This window comes from Pseudomonas umsongensis (genome assembly GCF_002236105.1).
Lineage (GTDB): Bacteria > Pseudomonadota > Gammaproteobacteria > Pseudomonadales > Pseudomonadaceae > Aquipseudomonas > Aquipseudomonas umsongensis.
Genome location: NZ_NIWU01000003.1, coordinates 458,782 through 479,574 on the forward strand (window position 1 = coordinate 458,782; position 20,793 = coordinate 479,574).

Consider the following 20,793-nt stretch of genomic DNA (forward strand, 5'->3'; position numbering starts at 1 on the left):
CGACCATCGCGACGGTGCGACGATTCGACATGCTCGCTCCTACAAGGGGTGCTGGTCAGTTACTGGAGAGGCGGTCGCCGCGTGCAAATTTCCACGTGCGGATGATTTCCAGGCGATCGATGTCCGACAGGTCCCCGGTAAAGGGGGCGAACGGCGCTGCCAGGCGCACGATGCGCTGGGCCGCCTGGTCCAGCAGCGGTTGTCCGGACGACTCCAGTACCAGCACCTCATACAGCGAGCCATCGCGGTTGATCGAGACCATCAGGCGCAAGTTGCCGTAGATCTGCTTGCGCCGGGCTTCGTCAGGGTAATTGAGGTTGCCGATGCGCTCGACTTTTTTACGCCACTCGTCTTTATACCAGGCGCCCTTGTCGCGCATGGTCGAGGCGGCGCTCAGGCGGTGGATGCGCGGGCGCTTGGCGTACAACTGTTGTTCTTGGGCCAGTTCGGCTTCGAGGCTGGCGATGTCGCTGGACAGCTGTTCGCTGTCGAATGTCGGTGCCGCCACCACAGGTTTGGTGACGGGCTTGGGCTCCTCCGTTTTTGTCGGGGCTTTCTTTGGCTTGGGTGCGACGGTGGTCACGGCTGCCTTGGGCGGGGCGTCCTTCTGTTCTGGCTTGGCGGCGGGCGGTGGCGTGACTTTTTGTACCTTGTTGTCCTGGAAAGGCGCGATCTCGGTGGTCTTGGGGATGGCCTTCTTGTCCAGGGTGCCGCTGCCTTGCTGGTTTTCCTGGGCGAGGAAGTCAGCCTTTTCCGGTTTCTTTTCGCTTTTGAAGGTGGCGAGGGTGATTTCCAGGGTTTTGCTGATCTGCTTGGGCTCGACCATTGTGAAACCGACACCCAGCAGTAATGCCAGGTGGATCAGCGCCGCCAGGAACAGGGTAAAACCGAGGCGATCGGCCGGGCGCACGCCGTGGTGGGCGAGTTCGGGGGGCAGATCGGACGGGAGGGTCATGACAAGGAAACCAACATCGCGTTTTCACAGGCCGCGCATGATAACGCAATGTTGGTTTGGCTTATCAACGGGCCTTGAGCTTCTGATCGATGGCATCCATCAACATGCCGCCAATATCGGTGCCGAAGGCATTGTCGATTTCGCGAATGCAGGTCGGGCTGGTGACGTTGATTTCGGTCAGGTGCTCGCCGATCACATCGAGGCCGACGAACAGCAGGCCTTTTTCGCGCAGGGTCGGACCGACTTGCGCCGCAATCCAGCGATCCTTCTCGGTCAATGGACGGGCTTCGCCGCGGCCACCGGCTGCAAGGTTGCCACGGGTTTCGCCGGCAGCAGGAATGCGCGCCAGGCAGTAGTCCACCGGCTCGCCGTCGATCATCAGGATGCGTTTGTCGCCATCGACGATGGCCGGCAGGTAGCCCTGGATCATGATTTGCTGCTGGCCGTGCAGGGTCAGGGTTTCGAGGATCACCGACAGGTTCGGGTGGCCGGCGGTGTGGCGGAAGATCGAGGATCCGCCCATGCCGTCGAGTGGCTTGAGAATCACATCGCCATGATGGTCGGCGAATTCACGCAATACGTCAGGGCGACGGCTGACGATAGTCGGAGGCGTGCACTGCGGAAACAGCGTGGCGAACAGTTTTTCGTTGCAGTCACGCAGGCTTTGCGGCTTGTTGACCACCAGTACGCCAGCATTCTCGGCCTGTTCCAGCAAATAGGTGGTATAGACGAATTCCATGTCGAAAGGCGGATCCTTGCGCATCAGGATCACGTCCAGGTCGCTCAGCAGGTTGTCCTGCTCGGCTTCCAGCTCGAACCATTTTTCCGGGTTGGCGAACACTTTCAGCGGGCGCATCCGCGCCCGTGCCTGGCCTTCGGCCTGGTACAGGTCGCGCTGCTCCATGTAGAACAGTTCCCAGCCGCGTTTCTGTGCGGCCAGCAGCATGGCCAGCGAGCTATCCTTTTTATAGGAGATGCTGGCGATAGGATCCATGACAATCCCGACACGAACGCTCATGGGTTATTCCTCGAAATTGGGGGGCTATGGCGACCTTGTAGGAGCGAGCATGCTCGCGATGGACTTCAGAACGCCGCGCTCATCCAGCCAGTACGCGTCATCGTTGACGACCATCGCGGGCATGCTCGCTCCTACAAAGGACCGTATAAAAGTGGCGTCAGAGTGGCGCTGAGTGTGTTCCCGGTCAAGGAAAAACCACTGCCGGGGCCGGCCGATAGATTGGATTTGGAGACTGTGCTAAAAAGGCTGCCATGTCGTGCCGGCCCTTGAACATCAAGGGTTTCGAGTCCTCGACGCCCCGCAGATGGACAAATAGATTCCTAAAGGCGACGGTAGAGCAACTATGGAACAGCAACCCAGCGCCTTGAAGGTCATGGTGATCGACGATTCGAAGACGATTCGCCGCACCGCCGAAACACTGCTCAAGAATGTGGGTTGTGAGGTCATCACGGCCATCGACGGGTTCGATGCGTTGGCCAAGATCGTCGATCACCACCCCGGCATCATCTTTGTCGACATCATGATGCCGCGCCTGGATGGCTATCAGACCTGCGCGTTAATCAAGAACAACAGTGCATTCAAGTGCACGCCAGTGATTATGCTGTCGTCCAAGGACGGGCTGTTCGACAAGGCCAAGGGGCGCATTGTCGGCTCCGACCAGTTTTTGACCAAGCCTTTCAGCAAGGAAGAGCTGCTGAGCGCGATCCAGGCCCATGTTCCGGGCTTTGCCGCTGTTTTGCCGCAGTAAGACACCTACAGTGACGCTCGGCCATTGGGCCCTGCGCCGACAAGAATGGGGAAGACCATGGCACGTATCCTGATCGTCGATGATTCGCCGACCGAAATGTACAAATTGACCGGCATGCTGGAGAAGCACGGTCATGAAGTATTGAAAGCCGAAAACGGCGCAGACGGCGTGGCGCTGGCCCGCCAGGAAAAACCCGACGCAGTGCTGATGGACATCGTCATGCCCGGACTCAATGGCTTCCAGGCGACTCGCCAGTTGACCAAAGATCCGGAAACCGGGCACATCCCGGTGATTATCATCACCACCAAGGATCAGGAAACCGACAAGGTCTGGGGTACGCGCCAAGGGGCCAAGGACTATCTGACCAAGCCGGTTGACGAAGATACCCTGATCAAGACCTTGAACAACGTGCTGGCCGGTTGATCACAGGGCCATGAGCGAATCACTGACCGCCTTCGAACTGCTATTGCAGATCGACCGGCGTTGTCGCTTGCTGGCGGCGGACTTGCCGTCCCAGCCCGCCCGCCAGGACAGCTGGAGCGGCATCGGTTTTCGCTTGGGCGAACAGTGGTACGTCGCGCCCATGGGCGAAATCGGTGAAGTGTTGCACGAGCCGCGTTTTACGCTGGTGCCGGGGGTCAAGTCCTGGGTAAAGGGCGTGGCCAATCTGCGCGGGCGTTTGTTGCCGATCATTGATTTGTGCGGTTTTTTTGGCCAGGAAATCTCGGCGACGCGCAAGCAGCGGCGCGTATTGGTGGTGGAACATGACGAGGTGTTTGCCGGGTTGCTGGTCGATGAAGTCTTCGGCTTGCAGCACTTTGCCCGCGACAGTCTACAGCCGATAGACGCACCGGGCGGCCCGATCGCACCGTTCATCACTGGCCGGTTTCAGCGCGAGCAGAGCTGGCAGGTGCTCAGTCTGTTTACGCTGGCGCGGTCGCAGGGGTTCATGAATGTTGCCATTTAAATGGAACGACACAGTTCTAAATGTGGGAGCGGGCTTGCTCGCGAAAGCGGTAGATCAGTCAATATCAATGTTGAATGGACTGGCGCTTTCGCGAGCAAGCCCGCTCCCACAGGGGATTCTGTCAGGCCCAGAAGTGGGTTAACAGGCGAAGACCGATGATAAAAGCAAAAACAGGCAAGCCAATGGAGGCGTCGCGCAGTCGATCGCAGATCATCGCGCTGTTCATCGCCCTGATCATCTTCATCATGTTGTTGTTCGCCAACTTCGCGTACCTCAACACCCAGGCCACCTACGACAAACAGTACATCGGTCACGCCGGTGAGCTGCGCGTGTTGTCCCAGCGCATCGCCAAGAATGCTACCGAAGCCGCGGCCGGCAAGGCTGCGGCATTCAAGTTGCTAAGCGATGCGCGCAACGATTTCGCCCGGCGCTGGAGCTATCTGAAGAAAGGCGACCCCGCCACCGGCCTGCCACCGGCACCGCCCAGCGTGCGCCCGGAAATGCGCGCCGTGCAACTGGACTGGGAGCGCCTGCTGAAAAACACCGATGCGATCCTGTCCAGTGAACAGACGGTGCTGTCGCTGCATCAAGTCGCCGCGACCCTGGCCGAAACCGTGCCGCAGTTGCAGGTTGAATACGAAAAGGTGGTGGAAACCCTGCTGCAACGTGGCGCCCCGGCGGCTCAGGTGGCGATGGCGCAGCGTCAATCACTGTTGGCCGAGCGTATTTTAGGGGCGGTCAATACCGTGTTGTCCGGCGACGAAAACTCACAGCAGGCCGCCGATGCGTTCGGCCGTGATGCGGCGCGGTTCGGCCAGGTGCTCAACGGCATGCTCCAGGGCAACGCATCTCTGCGGGTCAGCCAGGTCGAGGACCGTGACGCGCGCGCGCGGCTGATCGAGATATCAGAGCTGTTCGAATTCGTCTCAGGCTCAGTGGACGAAATCCTCGAAACCTCACCGGAGCTGTTCAAGGTTCGTGAGTCGGCCACCAATATTTTCAGCCTTTCGCAAACCCTGCTCGACGAAGCTTCCCATTTGGCCAGCGGCTTTGAAAACCTCGCCGGAGGGCGTGACACCGACACCATCGGCGGTTATGTCCTGGGCCTGGGGGCGCTGATGTCGATCATCCTCATCGGCCTGGTGATGGTGCGCGAAACCAATCGCCAGCTGCGCGAGACCGCTGAAAAAAACGAGCGCAACCAGAACGCGATCATGCGCCTGCTCGACGAAATCGAAGACTTGGCCGACGGCGACCTGACCGTGACCGCCACGGTAACCGAAGACTTCACCGGGACCATCGCCGACTCGATCAACTATTCCGTGGACCAACTGCGCGATCTGGTGGCAACGATCAACCTGACGGCGGGCCAGGTTGCAGCCGCCGTGCAGGAAACCCAGGCTACCGCAATGCACCTGGCGCAGGCCTCGGAACATCAGGCCCAACAGATTTCCGAAGCCTCCACCGCGATCAACGACATGGCTGAGTCCATCGATCAGGTGTCGGCCAACGCCGCGGAATCCTCGGCGGTGGCCGAGCGTTCGGTGGAAATCGCCAACAAGGGCAACGAAGTGGTGCACAACACCATCCATGGCATGGACAATATCCGCGAACAGATTCAGGACACCGCCAAGCGAATCAAGCGCCTTGGCGAGTCCTCCCAGGAAATCGGCGATATCGTCAGCTTGATCGATGACATTGCCGACCAGACCAACATCCTCGCCCTCAACGCAGCGATCCAGGCGTCCATGGCCGGTGATGCCGGGCGTGGTTTCGCAGTGGTCGCCGACGAGGTGCAGCGCCTGGCGGAGCGTTCTTCGGCCGCAACGCGGCAGATAGAGACCCTGGTGCGGGCGATCCAGGCCGACACCAACGAAGCGGTCATTTCCATGGAGCAGACCACCACCGAAGTGGTGCGCGGCGCGCGTCTGGCGCAGGATGCCGGTGTGGCCCTGGAAGAAATCGAAGGGGTGTCCAAGACCCTGGCGGCGCTGATCCAGAGTATTTCCAACGCGGCGCAACAACAAACGTCGTCTGCCGGTCAGATTTCCCTGACGATGAACGTGATCCAGCAGATCACTTCGCAGACCTCGTCCGGCTCTACCGCCACCGCCGAGAGCATCGGCAACCTGGCAAAAATGGCCAGCCAGTTGCGGCGTTCGGTGTCTGGCTTCACCTTGCCGGCCACCCAGGCGCAGGTCGCGGACAAAGCTTGAACCGCCCCCGGGCATGGCTATCTTGATAGAAGTGGGGATTGGAGTGGTTATGGGTGATCGGCACGACTATGTGGCCCTCGAGTGGGTCAAAGGCGAAATTGCCGAAACGCTGAAGCAGGCTCATCACGCGATCGAAACCCAGCTTGATGACCCGCAGGCGACGCACGCCCTGAGCGAATGCCTGGCGTGCATCCATCAGGTTCACGGCAGTCTGCAGATGGTCGAATTCTACGGCGCGGCCTTGCTCGCCGAAGAAATGGAGCAACTGGTCACCGCCTTGCAACACAATCGCGTCCATCATCGTGACGAGGCGCTGCACCTAATGCTGCAAGCGCTGGGGCAGTTGCCGATCTATCTGGATCGCGTGCAAGGTGCCCGCCGCGATCTGCCTTTGGTCGTGTTGCCGCTGATCAACGACCTGCGCAGCGCCCGCGGCGAAAGCCTGTTGTCGGAAACCAGCCTGTTCAGCCCGCAGTTGCCAGACCTGCCTGCCCTGGATCAAGCGTCCCTGGCGCGGCTGGAGCCGGCGGACCTGCCGAATGTACTGCGCAAGTTGCGGCAAATGTTGCAGATGGCCCTGGTCGGGTTGCTGCGCGAGCAGGATGACGACACGCACCTGGAGTACCTGGCCAAGGTCTTTACGCGTCTGGAAGGCTTGTGCGATTCAGCGCCCCTGAGCCCACTGTGGCAGGTCGCTTCAGCGCTGGTCGAAGGCATGCGCGCCGGCGTCATTACCAACAGTCCGGCCTTGCGCAGCCTGTTCAAGGAGGCCGACAAAGAGCTCAAGCGTCTGCTCGAACAGGGCATGCAGGGCATCAATCAGCCGCCGCCACCCGAGTTGCTGAAGAGTTTGCTGTTCTACATTGCCAAGGCCGAACATCCCACCGGGCAGATGCTGACCATGAAAGATCGCTACGCACTGGACGATGCATTGCCTGACAGCGCGATGGTCGACGAAGAACGCGCCCGCCTGGCCGGTCCTGATCGTGATGCCATGCGCTCGGTATTGGCGGCATTGTGCGAAGAGTTGGTGCGAGTCAAGGAGCGCCTGGACCTGTTCGTGCGCAGCGACCGGCAACACACTTCGGACCTCGACAGCCTGCTGGCACCCCTGCGGCAAATCGCTGACACCCTGGCGGTGCTGGGTTTCGGCCAACCCCGCAAGGTCATCATCGATCAACTGGCCGTGGTGCTGAGCCTGGCCCAAGGCCAGCGCGTACCCGATGATGCGATCCTCATGGACGTGGCCGGGGCCTTGCTTTACGTCGAAGCGACGCTGGCCGGCATGGTCGGCACCGTAGAGCCTGAAAGCCAGGAAGACAGTCGGCTGCCCACCACCGACCTGACGCAGATCCACCAGATCGTCATCAAGGAAGCGCGCATCTGTCTGCAGCAAGCCAAGGACATGATCGTCGACTACATCGATGCCGATTGGGACCGACAGCACCTGCAGGAGCTGCCGGCCCTGCTGACCCAGGTTCGGGGTGCGCTGGCGATGATCCCGTTGACCCGGGCGGCGGGCCTGATCGAAACCTGCAATCACTACATTCATGAACACCTGCTGCTCGAGCCGGATCAGCCCGGCTGGCAGGCGCTGGACAGCCTGGCCGACGTGATCACCAGCATCGAGTATTACCTTGAACGCCTCAACGACGACCCCGAAGCACCCGGTGAGGGTCTGCTTGACGTGGCGCAAAGTAGCCTGGCCTCACTCGGGTTTTTCCCCAGCGAACGACAGGTGCCAGTGCTTGCGGATGTCCTGAGCCCCGGCGAAGCGCAGTCCCTGCGGCAACAGCAGGAGCGGGATGCCCCGGCCATCGCCCAGGCCCTGGCTGATGTGCTGGCCAGCCCGGTTTCGGCCCTGAACCCGCCCGCGCTCGACACCCCGGATAGCCTGCTGCCGCCACCTTCAGGCGAAGAGCCGGTGGATGAGGAGTTGCGCGAAGTATTCCTCGAAGAAACGGATGAAGTGCTGGAGATCCTTCGCGAGCATTTGCCACGCTGGTCGGCGGATCCCACCAACCGCTTGGCCCTGAGTGAATTGCGCCGTGCCTTTCATACCCTCAAGGGCAGTGGCCGGATGGTGCGAGCCCTGGTGCTTGGCGAATTGGCCTGGGCGGTGGAAAACCTGCTTAACCGCGTGCTGGAACACAGCGTGGAGCCTGGCGCCAGCGTGCAGCAACTGCTCGACGATGTGCTCGATCTGCTGCCGGAGCTGGTGGCCGAATATGACACCGATGCCCAGCGTCAGCGCAATGATGTCGACCAGTTGGCGGCCCGTGCCCACGCCCTGGCCAAGGGCGATACCCTGGCAGCGGACGAGGATACCCAGGACGTCGCGGCCCTCGACCCGCTATTGCTGGAAATCTTCCGCAAGGAAGCCGAAACCCATTTGAGCAACCTCAACCGCTTTCTCGACCAGGCCGCCGAACGCCTGCCGCTGCAGGCCAGCGATGAGCTGCAGCGTGCTTTACACACCCTCAAGGGCAGTGCGTCGATGGCCGGGGTGGTGCCGATTGCCGAGCTGGCGACGACGCTCGACCAACTGGCCCGGGAGTACAAGGCTCACCTGATCGCGCTCGACCTGGACGAAGTCGAAGTGCTGCTGGAGGCCGAAGGTTTGTTCCGTCTTGGCTTGCGCCAGCTCAAGACCGACCCGTTGGCTGAAATCCCCGGCTCCGGGGCCCTGATCGAGCACGCCAGGGCGCTGCTCGCCGAACGCCTGCAAAGTCACTTGAGCACGCCCAGTGCCGGCCTGAGGATCAAGCGCGACCCGCAGTTGATCAACAACTTCCTGGCCCAGGGCATGGACATCCTGCTCGACGCCGAAAGCCTGTTGCGGCGCTGGCAGCAGCATCCAGGCGAACGCCAGGAGCTCAGTGCACTGCTGGACGAATTGACCACCCTCGGCGAAGGCGCGCACCTGGCCGACCTGCATCCGGTGGATGAGCTCTGCGAAGCCTTGCTCGACCTCTACGGGGCTGTGGAAGAGAGCAGCCTGGCGGTTAGCGAGGAATTTTTCCAGGAAGCACAAAGTGCCCACGAAGCGCTGATCAACATGCTTGATGAGCTGGCTGCCGGCCAGGAAGTCAGCCCGCGCCCGGAAAGGATTCGGGCCTTGCACGGCTTGCTCGATCAGAGCCTGGACCCTTCGGCCATGGGCCTGATCCGGAGTGACGGCAGTCGCACCTTGAGCATCCGCGAGCTGGGCGCCGCCACCGCCGAACTCGAGCGCACGCTCCCCCCTGTAGGAGCGAGCACGCTCGCGATGGACGCTAACGATGACGCGCTTTCATTGGATAAACGCGGCGCCTATGAGCCCATCGCGAGCAGGCTCGCTCCTACAGGAGACCGCGCAGCCGAACTGGACGACGACATCGTTTCGATCTTCCTTGAGGAAGCCGAGGATATCCTCGAAAGCGCCAACCATTCCTTGCAACGCTGGGTCAGTGACCCGCATAACCCCGCGCCGCTGTCCTCGTTGCAGCGCGACTTGCACACCCTCAAGGGGGGCGCGCGGATGGCCGAGGTCGAACCGGTCGCAGACCTGGCACAGGAACTGGAAAACCTCTATGAGGGCCTGGCGGACCGCCGTTACAGCCACAGCGAAGTGTTGACGCAATTGCTGCAACTGAGCCATGACCATCTGGCGCAGTTGCTTGAGCAGTTGCAAGACCATCAGGCCCTGGGCGATCCCGGGGAACTGATCGAAGCGATTCGCGCGTTCAGGCAAAGCCACGCAAACAATGCCGATGTAATCGAAGCTGCCGCTGGCGTCGACTCGGCCCACCATGACAGCGAGTTGCTGGACATCTTTCTTGAAGAAGGCTTCGACATCATCGAAAGCTCCGGGGCGGCACTGCTGCGCTGGCAGGCCGAGCCGTCGAACCGGCAGGAAATGGAAACCCTGCTGCGCGATCTGCATACCCTCAAGGGCGGTGCGCGCATGGTGGAAATCGCTCCCATTGGCGATTTGGCCCACGAACTGGAGTTTCTCTACGAAGGTTTATCCACTGGCATGCTGCAACCCACGTCGGCTTTGTTCGAGCTGCTGCAGCGCAGCCATGACCGGCTGGCGCAGATGCTCGACGCGGCGCGCGCCGGTGAGCCATTGCCGCCGGCCGACCGGCTGATCGATGCCATCCAGAACTTCAGTCACCCGGTGCTGCCTGAAGCCCCGGCCCCACTCACCGTTCCGGCAAAAACCGAGGCACCTCCGCTGCAGTCCGATGCCGGGGCGGATATGGTCAAGGTCTCGGCGGAACTGCTCGACGACCTGGTCAACCTGGCCGCTGAAACCTCGATCTTTCGCGGTCGCATCGAACAGCAGGTCAACGACGCGCAGGTCGCCCTCAACGAGATGGAAACCACCATCGAGCGCATGCGCGACCAGTTGCGCAGGCTCGATACCGAAACCCAGGGCAGGATTCTCAGTCGTCAGCACGTCGATGCCGAGCGCCTGGGCTACGAAGAGTTCGACCCGCTGGAAATGGATCGCCACTCGCAACTTCAACAACTGTCGCGAGCGCTGTTCGAATCCGCCTCCGACTTGCTTGATCTCAAGGAAACCCTCGACCGCCGCAACCAGGATGCGCAAAACCTGTTGCAACAGCAGGGCCGCATCAACACCGAATTGCAGGAAGGCCTGATGCGCACGCGCATGGTGCCGTTCGAGCGGATGCTGCCGCGCTTGAAGCGCATTGTTCGCCAGGTTGCCAGTGAGTTGGGCAAGGACGTCGAGTTCATCGTCGGCAACGCCGAAGGCGAGATGGATCGCAATGTGCTCGAACGCATGGCGGCGCCACTGGAGCATATGCTGCGCAATGCCGTCGACCACGGCCTGGAATCCGCCACTGTGCGGTTAGCGGCGGGCAAGCCGGCGCAAGGGCGGATCACCCTGGATCTGTTGCGCGAAGGTGGCGACATCATTTTCGATATTCGCGATGACGGTGCCGGCGTGCCACTGGAGGCGGTGCGGCGCAAGGCGATCAAACGCGGCCTGCTCGACCCGAACAGTGTCATCAGCGACCACGACGTGTTGCAATTCATCCTGCAGCCGGGGTTTTCCACCGCCGAGAAAATCACCCAGATCTCCGGGCGTGGGGTCGGCATGGACGTTGTGCACGAAGAGGTGCGGCAACTGGGCGGCACCATGAGTATCGACTCAGTGCCAGGGCAGGGTGTGCATTTTCGCATTCGCCTGCCGTTCACTGTGTCGGTCAACCGGGCGCTGATGGTGCAATGCGGGGAGGATCAATACGCCATTCCACTGAACACCATTGATGGGATTGTCCGCGTGTTGCCCAACGAACTTGAAGGGCATTTCCGCCTTGATCCGCCGACCTACGAATACGCCGGTCAGTGCTATGAACTGTGTTACCTGGGCGAGCTGCTGAAAACCAGCCCGCGTCCACGGCTGTTGGGCCAGAGCCTGCCGCTGCCGGTATTGCTGGTGCAATGCAACGAGCGGCATATTGCAGTGCAGGTCGATGCCATGGCCGGCACGCGCGAGATCGTGGTCAAGAGCCTCGGCCCACAGTTCGCAGCCGTGCAAGGGGTGTCCGGGGCGACGATTCTGGGGGACGGTCGGGTGGTGCTGATCCTGGACCTGCTGGCGCCGGTTCGCGCCATGCAAGCCCGCGCGCCGCAGCGTCCGGTCAGTCACGACGTCGAGGTCGAGCCGCAACGGCCGTTGCTGGTGATGGTGGTCGACGACTCGGTCACCGTGCGCAAGGTCACCAGCCGTTTGCTTGAACGCCACGGCATGAACGTGCTGACCGCCAAGGACGGTGTCGACGCCATGCTGCTGCTGGAAGAGCACATCCCGGACCTGATGCTGCTGGACATCGAAATGCCGCGCATGGATGGCTTCGAAGTCGCCACCCAGGTGCGCAACGATGAGCGTCTGCGGCACCTGCCGATCATCATGATCACCTCTCGTACTGGCCAGAAACATCGCGACCGGGCGATGGCCATCGGCGTCAACGACTACCTGGGCAAGCCGTACCAGGAATCGGTATTGCTTGAAAGCATTGCCCTGTGGAGCAAGACCCATGCATGAGCGTCGCCACGACCCGCGCGACAGCCAACTCACCGGCCTGCTACTGCCTTTGGCTGACCGCCACCTGATCCTGCCTAACGTCGCGGTGGCTGAACTGATTGGTTACCAACCCGCGGCCATCGACCTGGACTCACCACCTTGGTATCTGGGAAGGGTAGCGTGGCGCGACCGGCAGATACCATTGCTCAGCTTCGAGTCGGCGTGCGGGCAGAAAATCGTCATCGGCGAACGCGCGCGAATTGTCATTCTCAACGCGCTCGGCGGTCGGCCCGAGCTGAAGTTCATCGCGCTACTGGTCCAAGGGATACCGCGCTCGTACAAGCTCGACAGTCAATTGAGCTACGTGGATGTGCCGTTGTGCCCGCTGGAGAAAGCGGCGGTGCAGGTGGCGGATCAAGTGGCCAAGGTGCCGGATTTGTTGGCGCTGGAGGAGTTGTTGGTAGGTGCTGCGCTCGTCTGAAGGGCCCCTTCGCGAGCAGGCTCGCTCCCACAATGGTTTTGCGGCGAATACCAAACCCTGTGGGAGCGAGCCTGCTCGCGAAAGCGGCCTCCAATTCACCAAAAATCTGACGGCTAAACCTTGGCCTGAGCCAACGCCTCATGGTGATCCAACGCCCGCTCCACCAACAAATGCACACCATCGGCCATGCGGCTGAGCGCCAAGGCTACCGAACGGCGCGAACCCTCCACGCCGTCCGCCAGATCGGCCGCAATGGCACTGATGGACAGCAGGTCTTCGGAGGCATTGGCCAGAAGTGCTTCAGTGCCGATGTCAGGAGAGACGGTGAACAGCTGGAATTTTCGGCGCTTGGCCGGTTTTTCGTGAGGGGGCGGGAAGTAATGAGAGAGGGCGCGGTCTGCGGCTTCGCTGAGCTTCTCGGCTTCCAAGGCAGCTTGGAAATCGGGATCGGTTTCCGGGGGATTGGGAGTTACTTTGAACATACTGAATCTCCATTTGACGAGTTTCAGCTGGCCCATTCGGTTCCAAACGAATTAGGGTGGCAGCTGTACGCAGGTTGGAACCCGAGGTAAATGGAGAAAACCCGGTAGACCCGAAGGTCTCCCGCGCACAGCCGCCATAACGGAATGCACACTATGAAGGTGCGCAAGCATACGTTATGAATGGCGCTTTTTCGCCCTTTACACCTCGGGGTTCCAAACCCGGCCGCTGAATTTGCAGCGACGCATAAACGATAAAGATCCGCGCAAAAGCGCACCAGTCAGCGGGTTCCGGCATTTCTGTAGGCAGCGATGTCAGGCGTTGTAGCCTTCCATCCTTTCTGCGGACAAATGTTTAAACACAAAACCCGATCAGTTGGCGAAGATGTCCAATGGTTGAAGATTCCCAAAAAGGGACTGATCGGTCCTTTTTTGGGACTTTTCGACAATTTTCTTCCGGCCTTCGACAGCAGTTGTGACCATCGCGGCCCCTTCGCGAGCAGGCTCGCTCCCACAGGGTTGGTGTTCGCCGCAAAACCAATGTGGGAGATTCTATGGTTGAGGGGAAGCCCTCAACTGGTTTTCGGTTGGTATTCACTCTGCCCCTTCAGCAGGGCGAATACGATACGAGCGAGCTTGCGAGCCAGCATCACCAAGGCTTGAGTGGTGCTGAAACCCCGATTTCTTTGTTCTTGGTAAAACCCTTTCCAGGCTTCGGTTCGACTCGCCGACATAGCCGCATTGTGCAGAAGGCGGCGGGCTTCTGGATCGCCTCGCTTGGTCAAACTCCGGCGACCATCTTTTTGCCCTGATTTTGACACCCGCAAGTCCATTCCAAGAAAGGCGATAAAGGCATCTGCGTTTCGGAAGTCTCCGCGCTGGAACGCCGTGAGCAAGCGCGCGCCAGTCAAAAATCCAACCCCTTCAACTTTCAAGCAACGCTTCAACTGCCCCAGCAAACCGGCTTCTTTCAGCTGATCGTTGATCGTCTTTTCGATCAGCGTCTCAAGCTGCTGCATGGACTTTATTTGCTCGGAAAAAGCAGCCTTCAGCAAGGGCTCATTCGACCAGCTTTGCACTAGGCCGACCCTGGCCTGGACCAAGGCCGCCCGGCGGCGAAAAAGACTCAGGAGTTGGCGATACAGCGGTGTCGGCGGCGTCCATGGGTGAAGTTCTTCATGCTCGTTCTTCAGATAGCGAGCAAGCAGTTTGGCATCCAGTGCATCGGTTTTGGCACGGACCTTCACACCTTCTCGGTAATGTTTGAGCTCATAGCCGCCCACCATGTAAATCACGCAGCCGGCCTCAAAGGCCAGGTCAGCGAACTCCAGGTGGTAGATGTTGGTGGCTTCAACAGCAATAGCCACACTCCCCGGCAAGTCCTTTAACCACTTGTTGATGCTGATTTTGTTGTTGGGAATCTCTTCAAGCAGGTCCAGTTCGGCGTGATAAATCACCAATTCTTTCTTGGCGACATCCACGCCCACGATCGGCTTTGAAACAGAAACCGGCATTGCCATAGGTTTTCCTCCGGGATAAGGTTTTAAGCACTTGAAGGGCTCACCCAGAGGCGCAGGCTTGTTCCTATCGTCGGTCTAGGCCAGATGCATTCTTTATCGGCGCTTGGGTGAAAGGAGGAGGGGCGAACTCTCCCACAGTCTGTACTGCGTCAACAGTCAGAATCGAGCCTTGTCCCTCCTCCTCCCTTCAAGTCCTACCATACAAGCGAGCCTGCTCGCGAAGGCGTCAGAATAGTCAACCATTAACCTAAGCGTAACAATCCACCCCTCTGCTTGATTGATACCCCCCACCAACACTCCTACTGTGACCCCACGACAGCGAACCCGTGGAGTGGTCATGACAACAACAATATCCCCCGACTCGCGATGGACGCGGCGGCGCAGCGAGAAGCAGCGACGTCTTGCGCTGGTGCGAGACCTGGCCGACGGTGTGGTGTTGCCCACCGACAAGATCGTGGCGGCGCTGGAGGCGTTGATCCTGCCGGGCGATCGAGTGGTGCTGGAGGGCAATAACCAGAAGCAGGCGGATTTTCTCTCCCGTTCCCTGGCCAAGGCCGATCCGGGCAAGCTGCATGACCTTCACATGATCATGCCCAGCGTCGGTCGTTCCGAGCACCTGGACCTGTTCGAGCGTGGCATTGCGCGCAAGCTCGACTTCTCCTTCGCCGGCACCCAGAGCCTGCGCATCAGCCAGTTGCTCGAAGACGGCCTGCTGGAAATCGGCGCCATCCACACCTACATCGAGCTCTATGCGCGGCTGGTGGTCGACCTGATTCCCAACGTGGTACTCAGCGCTGGCTTCATGGCCGACCGCGCCGGCAACATCTACACCGGCCCCAGCACCGAAGACACGCCGGCGCTGATCGAACCGGCTGCCTTCAGCGACGGCATCGTCATCGTCCAGGTCAATCAACTGGTGGACGATGTCAGTGAATTGCCGCGGGTCGACATTCCCGCCTCTTGGGTCGACTTCGTGGTGGTGGCGGACAAGCCGTTCTACATCGAGCCGCTGTTCACCCGAGACCCTCGGCACATCAAGCCGGTGCACGTGCTGATGGCGATGATGGCGATTCGCGGGATCTACGAAAAACACAACGTGCAATCGCTCAACCACGGCATCGGTTTCAACACGGCCGCCATCGAACTGATCCTGCCGACCTACGGCGAATCCCTGGGCCTCAAGGGCAAGATCTGTCGCAACTGGACGCTCAATCCCCACCCAACCCTGATCCCGGCGATTGAAAGTGGCTGGGTCGAAAGCGTGCATTGCTTCGGCACCGAACTGGGCATGGAAAACTACATCGCCGCCCGGCCCGACGTGTTCTTCACCGGGCGTGACGGCTCGCTGCGCTCCAACCGGATGTTCAGCCAATTGGCCGGGCAATACGCGGTGGACCTGTTCATCGGCGCGACCCTGCAAGTCGATGGCGACGGCCATTCTTCGACCGTGACCCGTGGTCGCCTGGCCGGTTTTGGTGGCGCGCCGAACATGGGCCACGACCCGCGCGGTCGCCGGCACGGCACGCCAGCCTGGCTCGACATGCGCCATACCGACACTGCACAACCCATGCTCGAACGCGGCAAAAAACTGGTGGTGCAAATGGTCGAGACCTTTCAGGAAGGCGGAAAGCCGACCTTCGTCGAGACCCTCGACGCCATCGATGTGGCGAAAAAAAGCGGCATGCCACTGGCGCCGATCATGGTCTACGGCGACGACGTCACCCACCTGCTGACCGAAGAAGGCATCGCCTATTTGTACAAGGCCCGCACGCTGCAAGAGCGCCAGGCCATGATCGCCGCCGTCGCTGGCGTGACCGCCATCGGCCTGCGGCACAACCCCAAGGACACCGCGCGCATGCGCCGCGAAGGCTTGATCGCCTTGCCCGAAGACCTCGGCATCCGCCGTACCGACGCCACCCGTGAATTGCTCGCCGCCAAAAGCGTAGCGGACCTGGTGGAGTGGTCTGGTGGCCTCTACAACCCGCCCGCCAAGTTCAGGAGCTGGTAATGCACGCACTCAACCTGCAACCGAAAACCCTGAGCCTGGCCGAACGCCTGGCGGACCTGGCGGTGGATGCGCTCATCGACGAGGCTGACCTGTCGCCAAAACCGGCGTTGGTCGACCGCCGCGGCAATGGCGCCCACACCGATTTGCACCTGGGGCTGATGCACGCCTCGGCGCTGGCCCTGTGGCCGGCGTTCAAGGAAATGGCGCAAGCCGCTATCGAGATGGGCGAGGTTGGATTGCCGCTGCGCGAGGCGATTGGCCTGATCGGACGTGAAGGCGAACAAGCGATGCTCGCCACCACCAACGGCGTGAATACCCATCGCGGGGCCATCTGGGCGCTGGGCCTGCTGGTCGCCGCTGTTGCGCTGGAGCCGCATTCCACCGCCGCTGGCGCCATCGCCTTGCGAGCGGCACGCCTGGCCTTGCTCGACGACCGTTATGCGCCGCGTCCACTGAGCCACGGTGCGCAAGTCGCCCAACGCTACGGTGTGCGCGGTGCCCGCGAGGAAGCGCAACTCGGTTTTCCGGCAGTGATTCAACGCGCACTGCCGCAACTCAAGCGCAGCCGCGCTGTCGGCCATGGCGAACAGAACGCTCGGCTCGATGCGTTGCTGGCGATCATGACGAATCTGGCTGACACCTGCGTGCTGTACCGCGCCGGTGAGGAAGGCCTGAGCACCATGCAACTCGGTGCCCAGGCCGTGCTCGACGCCGGTGGCAGCGCCAGCCTCGCCGGGCGTCGTCGGCTGCATGAGCTGGACCAACAGTTGATCGCATTGAATGCCTCGCCCGGTGGTGCTGCGGATTTGCTCGCAGCCTGCCTGTTCATCGACCGCATCGAGGCCGGCGACCGCATTACCCAGGGAGCGTTTTAATGGAAACCTTATCTTTTGAATTCCCCGCCGGGCAGCCGCCACGCGGTCGCACGCTGGTGGGTTGTGTCGGCTCGGGCGATCTGGAAGTGCTGATCGAACCGGGTCAACCCGGCAAGCTGAGCATCACCGTGCAGACCTCGGTCAACGGCAGCGAGCAACGCTGGCAGCACCTGTTCGCACGGATGTTCGACGGCCAGGTCCCGCCGGCCATGGACATCGACATCCACGATTTCGGCGCCACCCCCGGGGTAGTCCGCCTGCGCCTGGAACAGGGCTTCGAGGAGATCGGCCATGACTGACAGCGCAGCGCTTCTCAACAAGCACAGCTTCGTTGAACTCGGTGCCCGGCAACGGGCGAAAGCCTTGCTTGATACCGGCACCTTTCGCGAATTGCTCGATCCGTTTCAACGCATCATGTCGCCGTGGCTGGCGCGCCAGGGCGTGGTGCCGCAAGCCGATGACGGCGTGGTGATCGCCAAGGGCAGCCTCGACGGATTGCCAGTAGTGATCGCGGCTATCGAAGGGGCATTCCAGGGCGGCAGTCTCGGTGAAGTCGGAGGGGCGAAAATTGCCGGTGCACTGGAACTGGCTGCCGAGGATAACCGCAAGGGCATCCCGACCCGAGCCGTGCTGCTACTGGAAACCGGAGGTGTGCGCCTGCAGGAAGCCAACCTCGGCTTGGCGGCCATTGCCGATATCCATGCGGCGATCGTCGATTTGCGCCAGTACCAACCGGTGATCGGTGTGGTAGCGGGCAGCGTCGGTTGTTTTGGCGGCATGTCGATTGCCGCCGGTTTGTGCAGCTACCTGCTGGTGACTCAGGAGGCTCGCCTGGGCCTGAACGGTCCCCAGGTGATCGAACAGGAGGCGGGGCTCGAGGAATACGACTCGCGCGATCGCCCCTTTATCTGGAGCCTGACCGGCGGCGAGCAACGTTTCGCCACGGGTCTGGTGGATCGCTACGTGGAAGACGACGTGGCGCGGATTCGTCGGCAGGTCGGCGAATTGCTCAAGCAGGGTTTGCCTGCGCAGCAACGCAGTACTCAGGCCGACCTGTTTCTGCAACGGCTGGCGCGTCTGGACGCCGAGCCGCAAATCGAGCCGGCCACGGTTCGCGACCTGTATCAAGGAGAGCGCTCATGAGTTCGTATTCCCTGAGGGGCTTGAACTGGTTCAACGCCTTGAGCGGCGATGCCAGGCCGGTCACTGGTTTGCCGGCCTCGCTGAAAGTGGCGGATGGATTTGTGGGTGAACAGCCCGCGCGCTTCATCGCCGTGGTGGCCGATCCAGACAACCGGTTCGTGCGTGCCCGCCATGGTGAAGTCGGGCTGCTCGAAGGCTGGGGCCTGGCCAAGGCGGTGAATGACGTCATCGTTGCCGATCAGGACAAGCTGCAAAAACGCGCCTTGATCGCCATCGTCGATGTGCCGAGCCAGGCCTACGGGCGCCGCGAAGAAGCCCTCGGTATTCATCAAGCCTTGGCCGGTGCCGCCGACAGTTATGCCCGCGCCCGGCTGGCCGGTCATGCCGTGATTGGCTTGCTGGTGGGCAAGGCGATGTCCGGGGCGTTTCTGGCTCACGGTTATCAGGCCAACCGCTTGATTGCCCTGCGCGATCCAGGGGTGATGGTGCATGCCATGGGCAAGGCTTCGGCGGCGCGGGTGACCTTGCGTAGTGTCGAAGAGCTGGAAACCCTGGCCGCCAGCGTGCCACCGATGGCCTATGACATCGACAGCTATGCCAGCCTCGGACTGCTCTGGGAAACCTTGGCGGTGCAGCAGATCGAACAGCCCACCTCGGCGGATGTGGCGCGGGTGAGCGAGTGCCTGACGCAGGCGATTGCCGATGTCGCGCACAAGGGCACTGATTTGAGCGCTCGCCTCGGGGCGGCCAATCGGGCGGCCTCGAGCAAGGTCCGCCAGTTACTGAGAGAACAATGGTGAGCCGGTTTCTGGCCCACGACCTGCTCTGGGGCATGACTCCTCGGCAGCTGCCTGAGGATGCGCCTGCCTGGGCGGTCGAGTCGATCGGCGCCGGTCAGCCCGTGGTGGTGCGCCGTGCGGTGTCGACGGCGGATCGGATTGCGGTCGGCGTGCGTGGACGTTTACGTGAACAGCGCTATGGGACGTCGATGGCAATTGCCGCGGTAACCCGTTGTGTCAGCCCGGAAGCGCTTTGCCACGTCGAGAGCCACCGTGACTTGCCGGCGTTTGAGGCCTTGGCTCAATTGCGCCCTGTACTCGATGCCTGCGGTTGGGCCTGGGGTGTCAGCGGCAGTGCCGGCTTCGAGTTGGCCAGTGGCGTCGCAGCCTTGCATGAGGCCAGCGATCTGGATTTGATCCTGCGCACACCACGACCCCTGGCGCGTGTTCAGGCTCGAGAGTTGCTGGCGTTACTCGATACGGCGCCGTGTGTGGTGGACATGCAATTGCAGACCACGTTCGGCGCTGTCGCCTTGCGTGAGTGGGCGGGTTCTTCCTCTCGGGTTTTGCTCAAGAACGCAACAGGGGCCTGCCTGGTCGTCGACCCGTGGAACGCGCAGGAGCAGGCAGCGTGAGCAGTTTGCTGGTGTTCCCGGGGCAGGGTGCGCAGCGGCCGGGCATGCTCCAGGGTTTGCCTGGGGACACGCTGATCGAGGCCAGCGACCTGTTGGGCGAAGACGTTCGGCGGCTCGATTCTGCACAGGCGTTGCAATCGACAAGGGCGGTGCAGCTCTGCCTGCTGATCGCCGGTGTGGCGGCTGCGCGGCAGTTGTCATTGCCGGCGGATTACGTCGCCGGGCTGTCCATTGGTGCCTACCCGGCCGCGGTGGTCGCCGGTGCCCTGGATTTCAGCGATGCGTTGCATCTGGTCAGCCTGCGCGGCGAGTTGATGCAGCAGGCTTATCCACATGGCTACGGGATGACCGCGATCATCGGCCTGGAACTGGCGGTGGTGGAGGGCTTGCTGGCCCGGGTTCACAGCGTCGATACACCGGTTTACCTGGCCAATATCAACGCCGATAACCAGGTGGTGATTGCCGGCAGCGACGCTGGGATGAAAGCGCTGGCCGAGCTGGCAAGGGCGCGTGGGGCGGGGATGGTCAAGCGTCTGGCGGTGAGTGTGCCGTCGCACTGCCCGCTGCTGGACGTACCGGCGCAAACCCTGGCCGAAGCGTTCGCCAGGGTGAAGCTGCAAACGCCGAAGATCGGCTACCTGAGCGGCAGTCGCGCCCGCCCGGTGATCAAGGTTGACGCCTTGCGCGACGACCTGGCCTTCAACATGTGCCGCGTGGTGGATTGGCGCGGCACGGTGCAAAGCGCGTATGAGCGCGGCGTACGTCTACAGATCGAACTGCCGCCCGGTGCAGTGCTGACCGGGCTGGCGCGCCGGGTCTTCGAACAGGGCACCGTGATTGCGTTCGACGGTGCAAGGCTCGATACCCTGCAGGCGCTGTTGCGTGAGGAGGGATGTCGCCACCCCTAGAGCAACCCTGAGGCTTCGAAC

17 protein-coding genes are annotated in these 20,793 nt (G+C 61.5%); 13 read left to right on the forward strand and 4 right to left on the reverse strand.

Annotated elements, in window-relative coordinates; all coding sequences use genetic code 11:
• Positions 1-55: 55 nt before the first annotated feature.
• Positions 56-955 carry an energy transducer TonB gene (locus tag PSUM_RS18780; protein WP_020797383.1) on the reverse strand — a complete coding sequence of 300 codons (900 nt, stop codon included), beginning with the start codon at positions 953-955 and terminating at the stop codon, positions 56-58.
• Between the two features lie 64 nt (positions 956-1,019).
• On the reverse strand, positions 1,020-1,973 hold the full coding sequence (gshB, locus tag PSUM_RS18785; RefSeq protein ID WP_020797384.1) for a glutathione synthase: 954 nt from the start codon (positions 1,971-1,973) through the stop codon (positions 1,020-1,022).
• A 343-nt stretch (positions 1,974-2,316) separates the two neighbouring features.
• Between gshB and pilG the strand changes: the two genes are divergently transcribed.
• The 6 genes from pilG to PSUM_RS18815 all read left to right on the forward strand — a co-directional run bounded on the left by pilG (position 2,317) and on the right by PSUM_RS18815 (position 12,425).
• On the forward strand, positions 2,317-2,721 hold the full coding sequence (gene pilG / locus PSUM_RS18790) for a twitching motility response regulator PilG (RefSeq protein WP_020797386.1): 405 nt from the start codon (positions 2,317-2,319) through the stop codon (positions 2,719-2,721).
• Between the two features lie 57 nt (positions 2,722-2,778).
• On the forward strand, positions 2,779-3,144 hold the full coding sequence (gene pilH, locus PSUM_RS18795; RefSeq protein WP_007897961.1) for a twitching motility response regulator PilH: 366 nt from the start codon (positions 2,779-2,781) through the stop codon (positions 3,142-3,144).
• Between the two features lie 10 nt (positions 3,145-3,154).
• Entirely contained in the window at positions 3,155-3,688 is a 534-nt protein-coding gene (locus PSUM_RS18800; protein WP_083349855.1) for a chemotaxis protein CheW, read from the forward strand.
• Between the two features lie 155 nt (positions 3,689-3,843).
• The gene (locus tag PSUM_RS18805) at positions 3,844-5,904 is read left to right on the forward strand and encodes a methyl-accepting chemotaxis protein (RefSeq protein ID WP_020797388.1); all 2,061 of its coding nucleotides are present in this window, start codon (positions 3,844-3,846) and stop codon (positions 5,902-5,904) included.
• A gap of 49 nt (positions 5,905-5,953) precedes the next feature.
• Positions 5,954-11,965 carry an Hpt domain-containing protein gene (locus PSUM_RS18810; RefSeq protein ID WP_083349854.1) on the forward strand — a complete coding sequence of 2,004 codons (6,012 nt, stop codon included), beginning with the start codon at positions 5,954-5,956 and terminating at the stop codon, positions 11,963-11,965.
• Entirely contained in the window at positions 11,958-12,425 is a 468-nt protein-coding gene (locus PSUM_RS18815) for a chemotaxis protein CheW (RefSeq protein WP_083349853.1), read from the forward strand. Before PSUM_RS18810 ends, PSUM_RS18815 begins: the two co-directional genes overlap by 8 nt.
• Before the next feature lie 113 nt (positions 12,426-12,538).
• Here PSUM_RS18815 and PSUM_RS18820 read toward each other — a convergent pair whose 3' ends face one another.
• Both PSUM_RS18820 and PSUM_RS18825 read right to left on the reverse strand, forming a co-directional pair.
• Entirely contained in the window at positions 12,539-12,907 is a 369-nt protein-coding gene (locus PSUM_RS18820; protein ID WP_020797391.1) for a DUF6124 family protein, read from the reverse strand.
• 569 nt (positions 12,908-13,476) lie between these two features.
• Positions 13,477-14,424, reverse strand: coding sequence for an IS110 family RNA-guided transposase (locus PSUM_RS18825; RefSeq protein WP_033044663.1), 948 nt, complete (start codon positions 14,422-14,424; stop codon positions 13,477-13,479).
• A gap of 337 nt (positions 14,425-14,761) precedes the next feature.
• Between PSUM_RS18825 and mdcA the strand changes: the two genes are divergently transcribed.
• The 7 genes from mdcA to mdcH are packed head-to-tail and all read left to right on the forward strand — an operon-like array spanning position 14,762 to position 20,772.
• The gene (mdcA, locus tag PSUM_RS18830) at positions 14,762-16,432 is read left to right on the forward strand and encodes a malonate decarboxylase subunit alpha (protein ID WP_083349852.1); all 1,671 of its coding nucleotides are present in this window, start codon (positions 14,762-14,764) and stop codon (positions 16,430-16,432) included.
• Positions 16,432-17,307, forward strand: coding sequence for a triphosphoribosyl-dephospho-CoA synthase (locus PSUM_RS18835; protein ID WP_033045263.1), 876 nt, complete (start codon positions 16,432-16,434; stop codon positions 17,305-17,307). Before mdcA ends, PSUM_RS18835 begins: the two co-directional genes overlap by 1 nt.
• The gene (locus PSUM_RS18840; protein ID WP_020797395.1) at positions 17,307-17,606 is read left to right on the forward strand and encodes a malonate decarboxylase subunit delta; all 300 of its coding nucleotides are present in this window, start codon (positions 17,307-17,309) and stop codon (positions 17,604-17,606) included. The genes PSUM_RS18835 and PSUM_RS18840 overlap by 1 nt, the downstream gene beginning before the upstream one ends.
• The gene (locus tag PSUM_RS18845; RefSeq protein WP_033045264.1) at positions 17,599-18,450 is read left to right on the forward strand and encodes a biotin-independent malonate decarboxylase subunit beta; all 852 of its coding nucleotides are present in this window, start codon (positions 17,599-17,601) and stop codon (positions 18,448-18,450) included. The genes PSUM_RS18840 and PSUM_RS18845 overlap by 8 nt, the downstream gene beginning before the upstream one ends.
• Positions 18,447-19,250 (forward strand): biotin-independent malonate decarboxylase subunit gamma, encoded by an 804-nt coding sequence (mdcE, locus tag PSUM_RS18850; RefSeq protein WP_033045266.1) that lies wholly within the window; start codon positions 18,447-18,449, stop codon positions 19,248-19,250. Before PSUM_RS18845 ends, mdcE begins: the two co-directional genes overlap by 4 nt.
• Positions 19,244-19,864 (forward strand): malonate decarboxylase holo-ACP synthase, encoded by a 621-nt coding sequence (locus PSUM_RS18855; protein ID WP_033045268.1) that lies wholly within the window; start codon positions 19,244-19,246, stop codon positions 19,862-19,864. The genes mdcE and PSUM_RS18855 overlap by 7 nt, the downstream gene beginning before the upstream one ends.
• Positions 19,861-20,772 carry a malonate decarboxylase subunit epsilon gene (mdcH, locus tag PSUM_RS18860; protein ID WP_083349851.1) on the forward strand — a complete coding sequence of 304 codons (912 nt, stop codon included), beginning with the start codon at positions 19,861-19,863 and terminating at the stop codon, positions 20,770-20,772. Before PSUM_RS18855 ends, mdcH begins: the two co-directional genes overlap by 4 nt.
• Positions 20,773-20,793 lie beyond the last annotated feature (21 nt).

Bases quoted from the DNA above. Each gene is read 5' to 3' on its own strand.
- PSUM_RS18810 (WP_083349854.1), top strand. From the start codon at position 5,954: ATGGGTGATCGGCACGACTATGTGGCCCTCGAGTGGGTCAAAGGCGAA.
- PSUM_RS18835 (WP_033045263.1), top strand. From the start codon at position 16,432: ATGCACGCACTCAACCTGCAACCGAAAACCCTGAGCCTGGCCGAACGC.
- PSUM_RS18800 (WP_083349855.1), top strand. From the start codon at position 3,155: ATGAGCGAATCACTGACCGCCTTCGAACTGCTATTGCAGATCGACCGG.
- PSUM_RS18855 (WP_033045268.1), top strand. From the start codon at position 19,244: ATGGTGAGCCGGTTTCTGGCCCACGACCTGCTCTGGGGCATGACTCCT.
- pilG (WP_020797386.1), top strand. From the start codon at position 2,317: ATGGAACAGCAACCCAGCGCCTTGAAGGTCATGGTGATCGACGATTCG.
- PSUM_RS18840 (WP_020797395.1), top strand. From the start codon at position 17,307: ATGGAAACCTTATCTTTTGAATTCCCCGCCGGGCAGCCGCCACGCGGT.
- PSUM_RS18815 (WP_083349853.1), top strand. From the start codon at position 11,958: ATGCATGAGCGTCGCCACGACCCGCGCGACAGCCAACTCACCGGCCTG.
- mdcE (WP_033045266.1), top strand. From the start codon at position 18,447: ATGAGTTCGTATTCCCTGAGGGGCTTGAACTGGTTCAACGCCTTGAGC.
- mdcA (WP_083349852.1), top strand. From the start codon at position 14,762: ATGACAACAACAATATCCCCCGACTCGCGATGGACGCGGCGGCGCAGC.
- PSUM_RS18845 (WP_033045264.1), top strand. From the start codon at position 17,599: ATGACTGACAGCGCAGCGCTTCTCAACAAGCACAGCTTCGTTGAACTC.
- gshB (WP_020797384.1), bottom strand. From the start codon at position 1,973: ATGAGCGTTCGTGTCGGGATTGTCATGGATCCTATCGCCAGCATCTCC.
- PSUM_RS18780 (WP_020797383.1), bottom strand. From the start codon at position 955: ATGACCCTCCCGTCCGATCTGCCCCCCGAACTCGCCCACCACGGCGTG.
- PSUM_RS18820 (WP_020797391.1), bottom strand. From the start codon at position 12,907: ATGTTCAAAGTAACTCCCAATCCCCCGGAAACCGATCCCGATTTCCAA.
- pilH (WP_007897961.1), top strand. From the start codon at position 2,779: ATGGCACGTATCCTGATCGTCGATGATTCGCCGACCGAAATGTACAAA.
- PSUM_RS18805 (WP_020797388.1), top strand. From the start codon at position 3,844: ATGATAAAAGCAAAAACAGGCAAGCCAATGGAGGCGTCGCGCAGTCGA.
- PSUM_RS18825 (WP_033044663.1), bottom strand. From the start codon at position 14,424: ATGGCAATGCCGGTTTCTGTTTCAAAGCCGATCGTGGGCGTGGATGTC.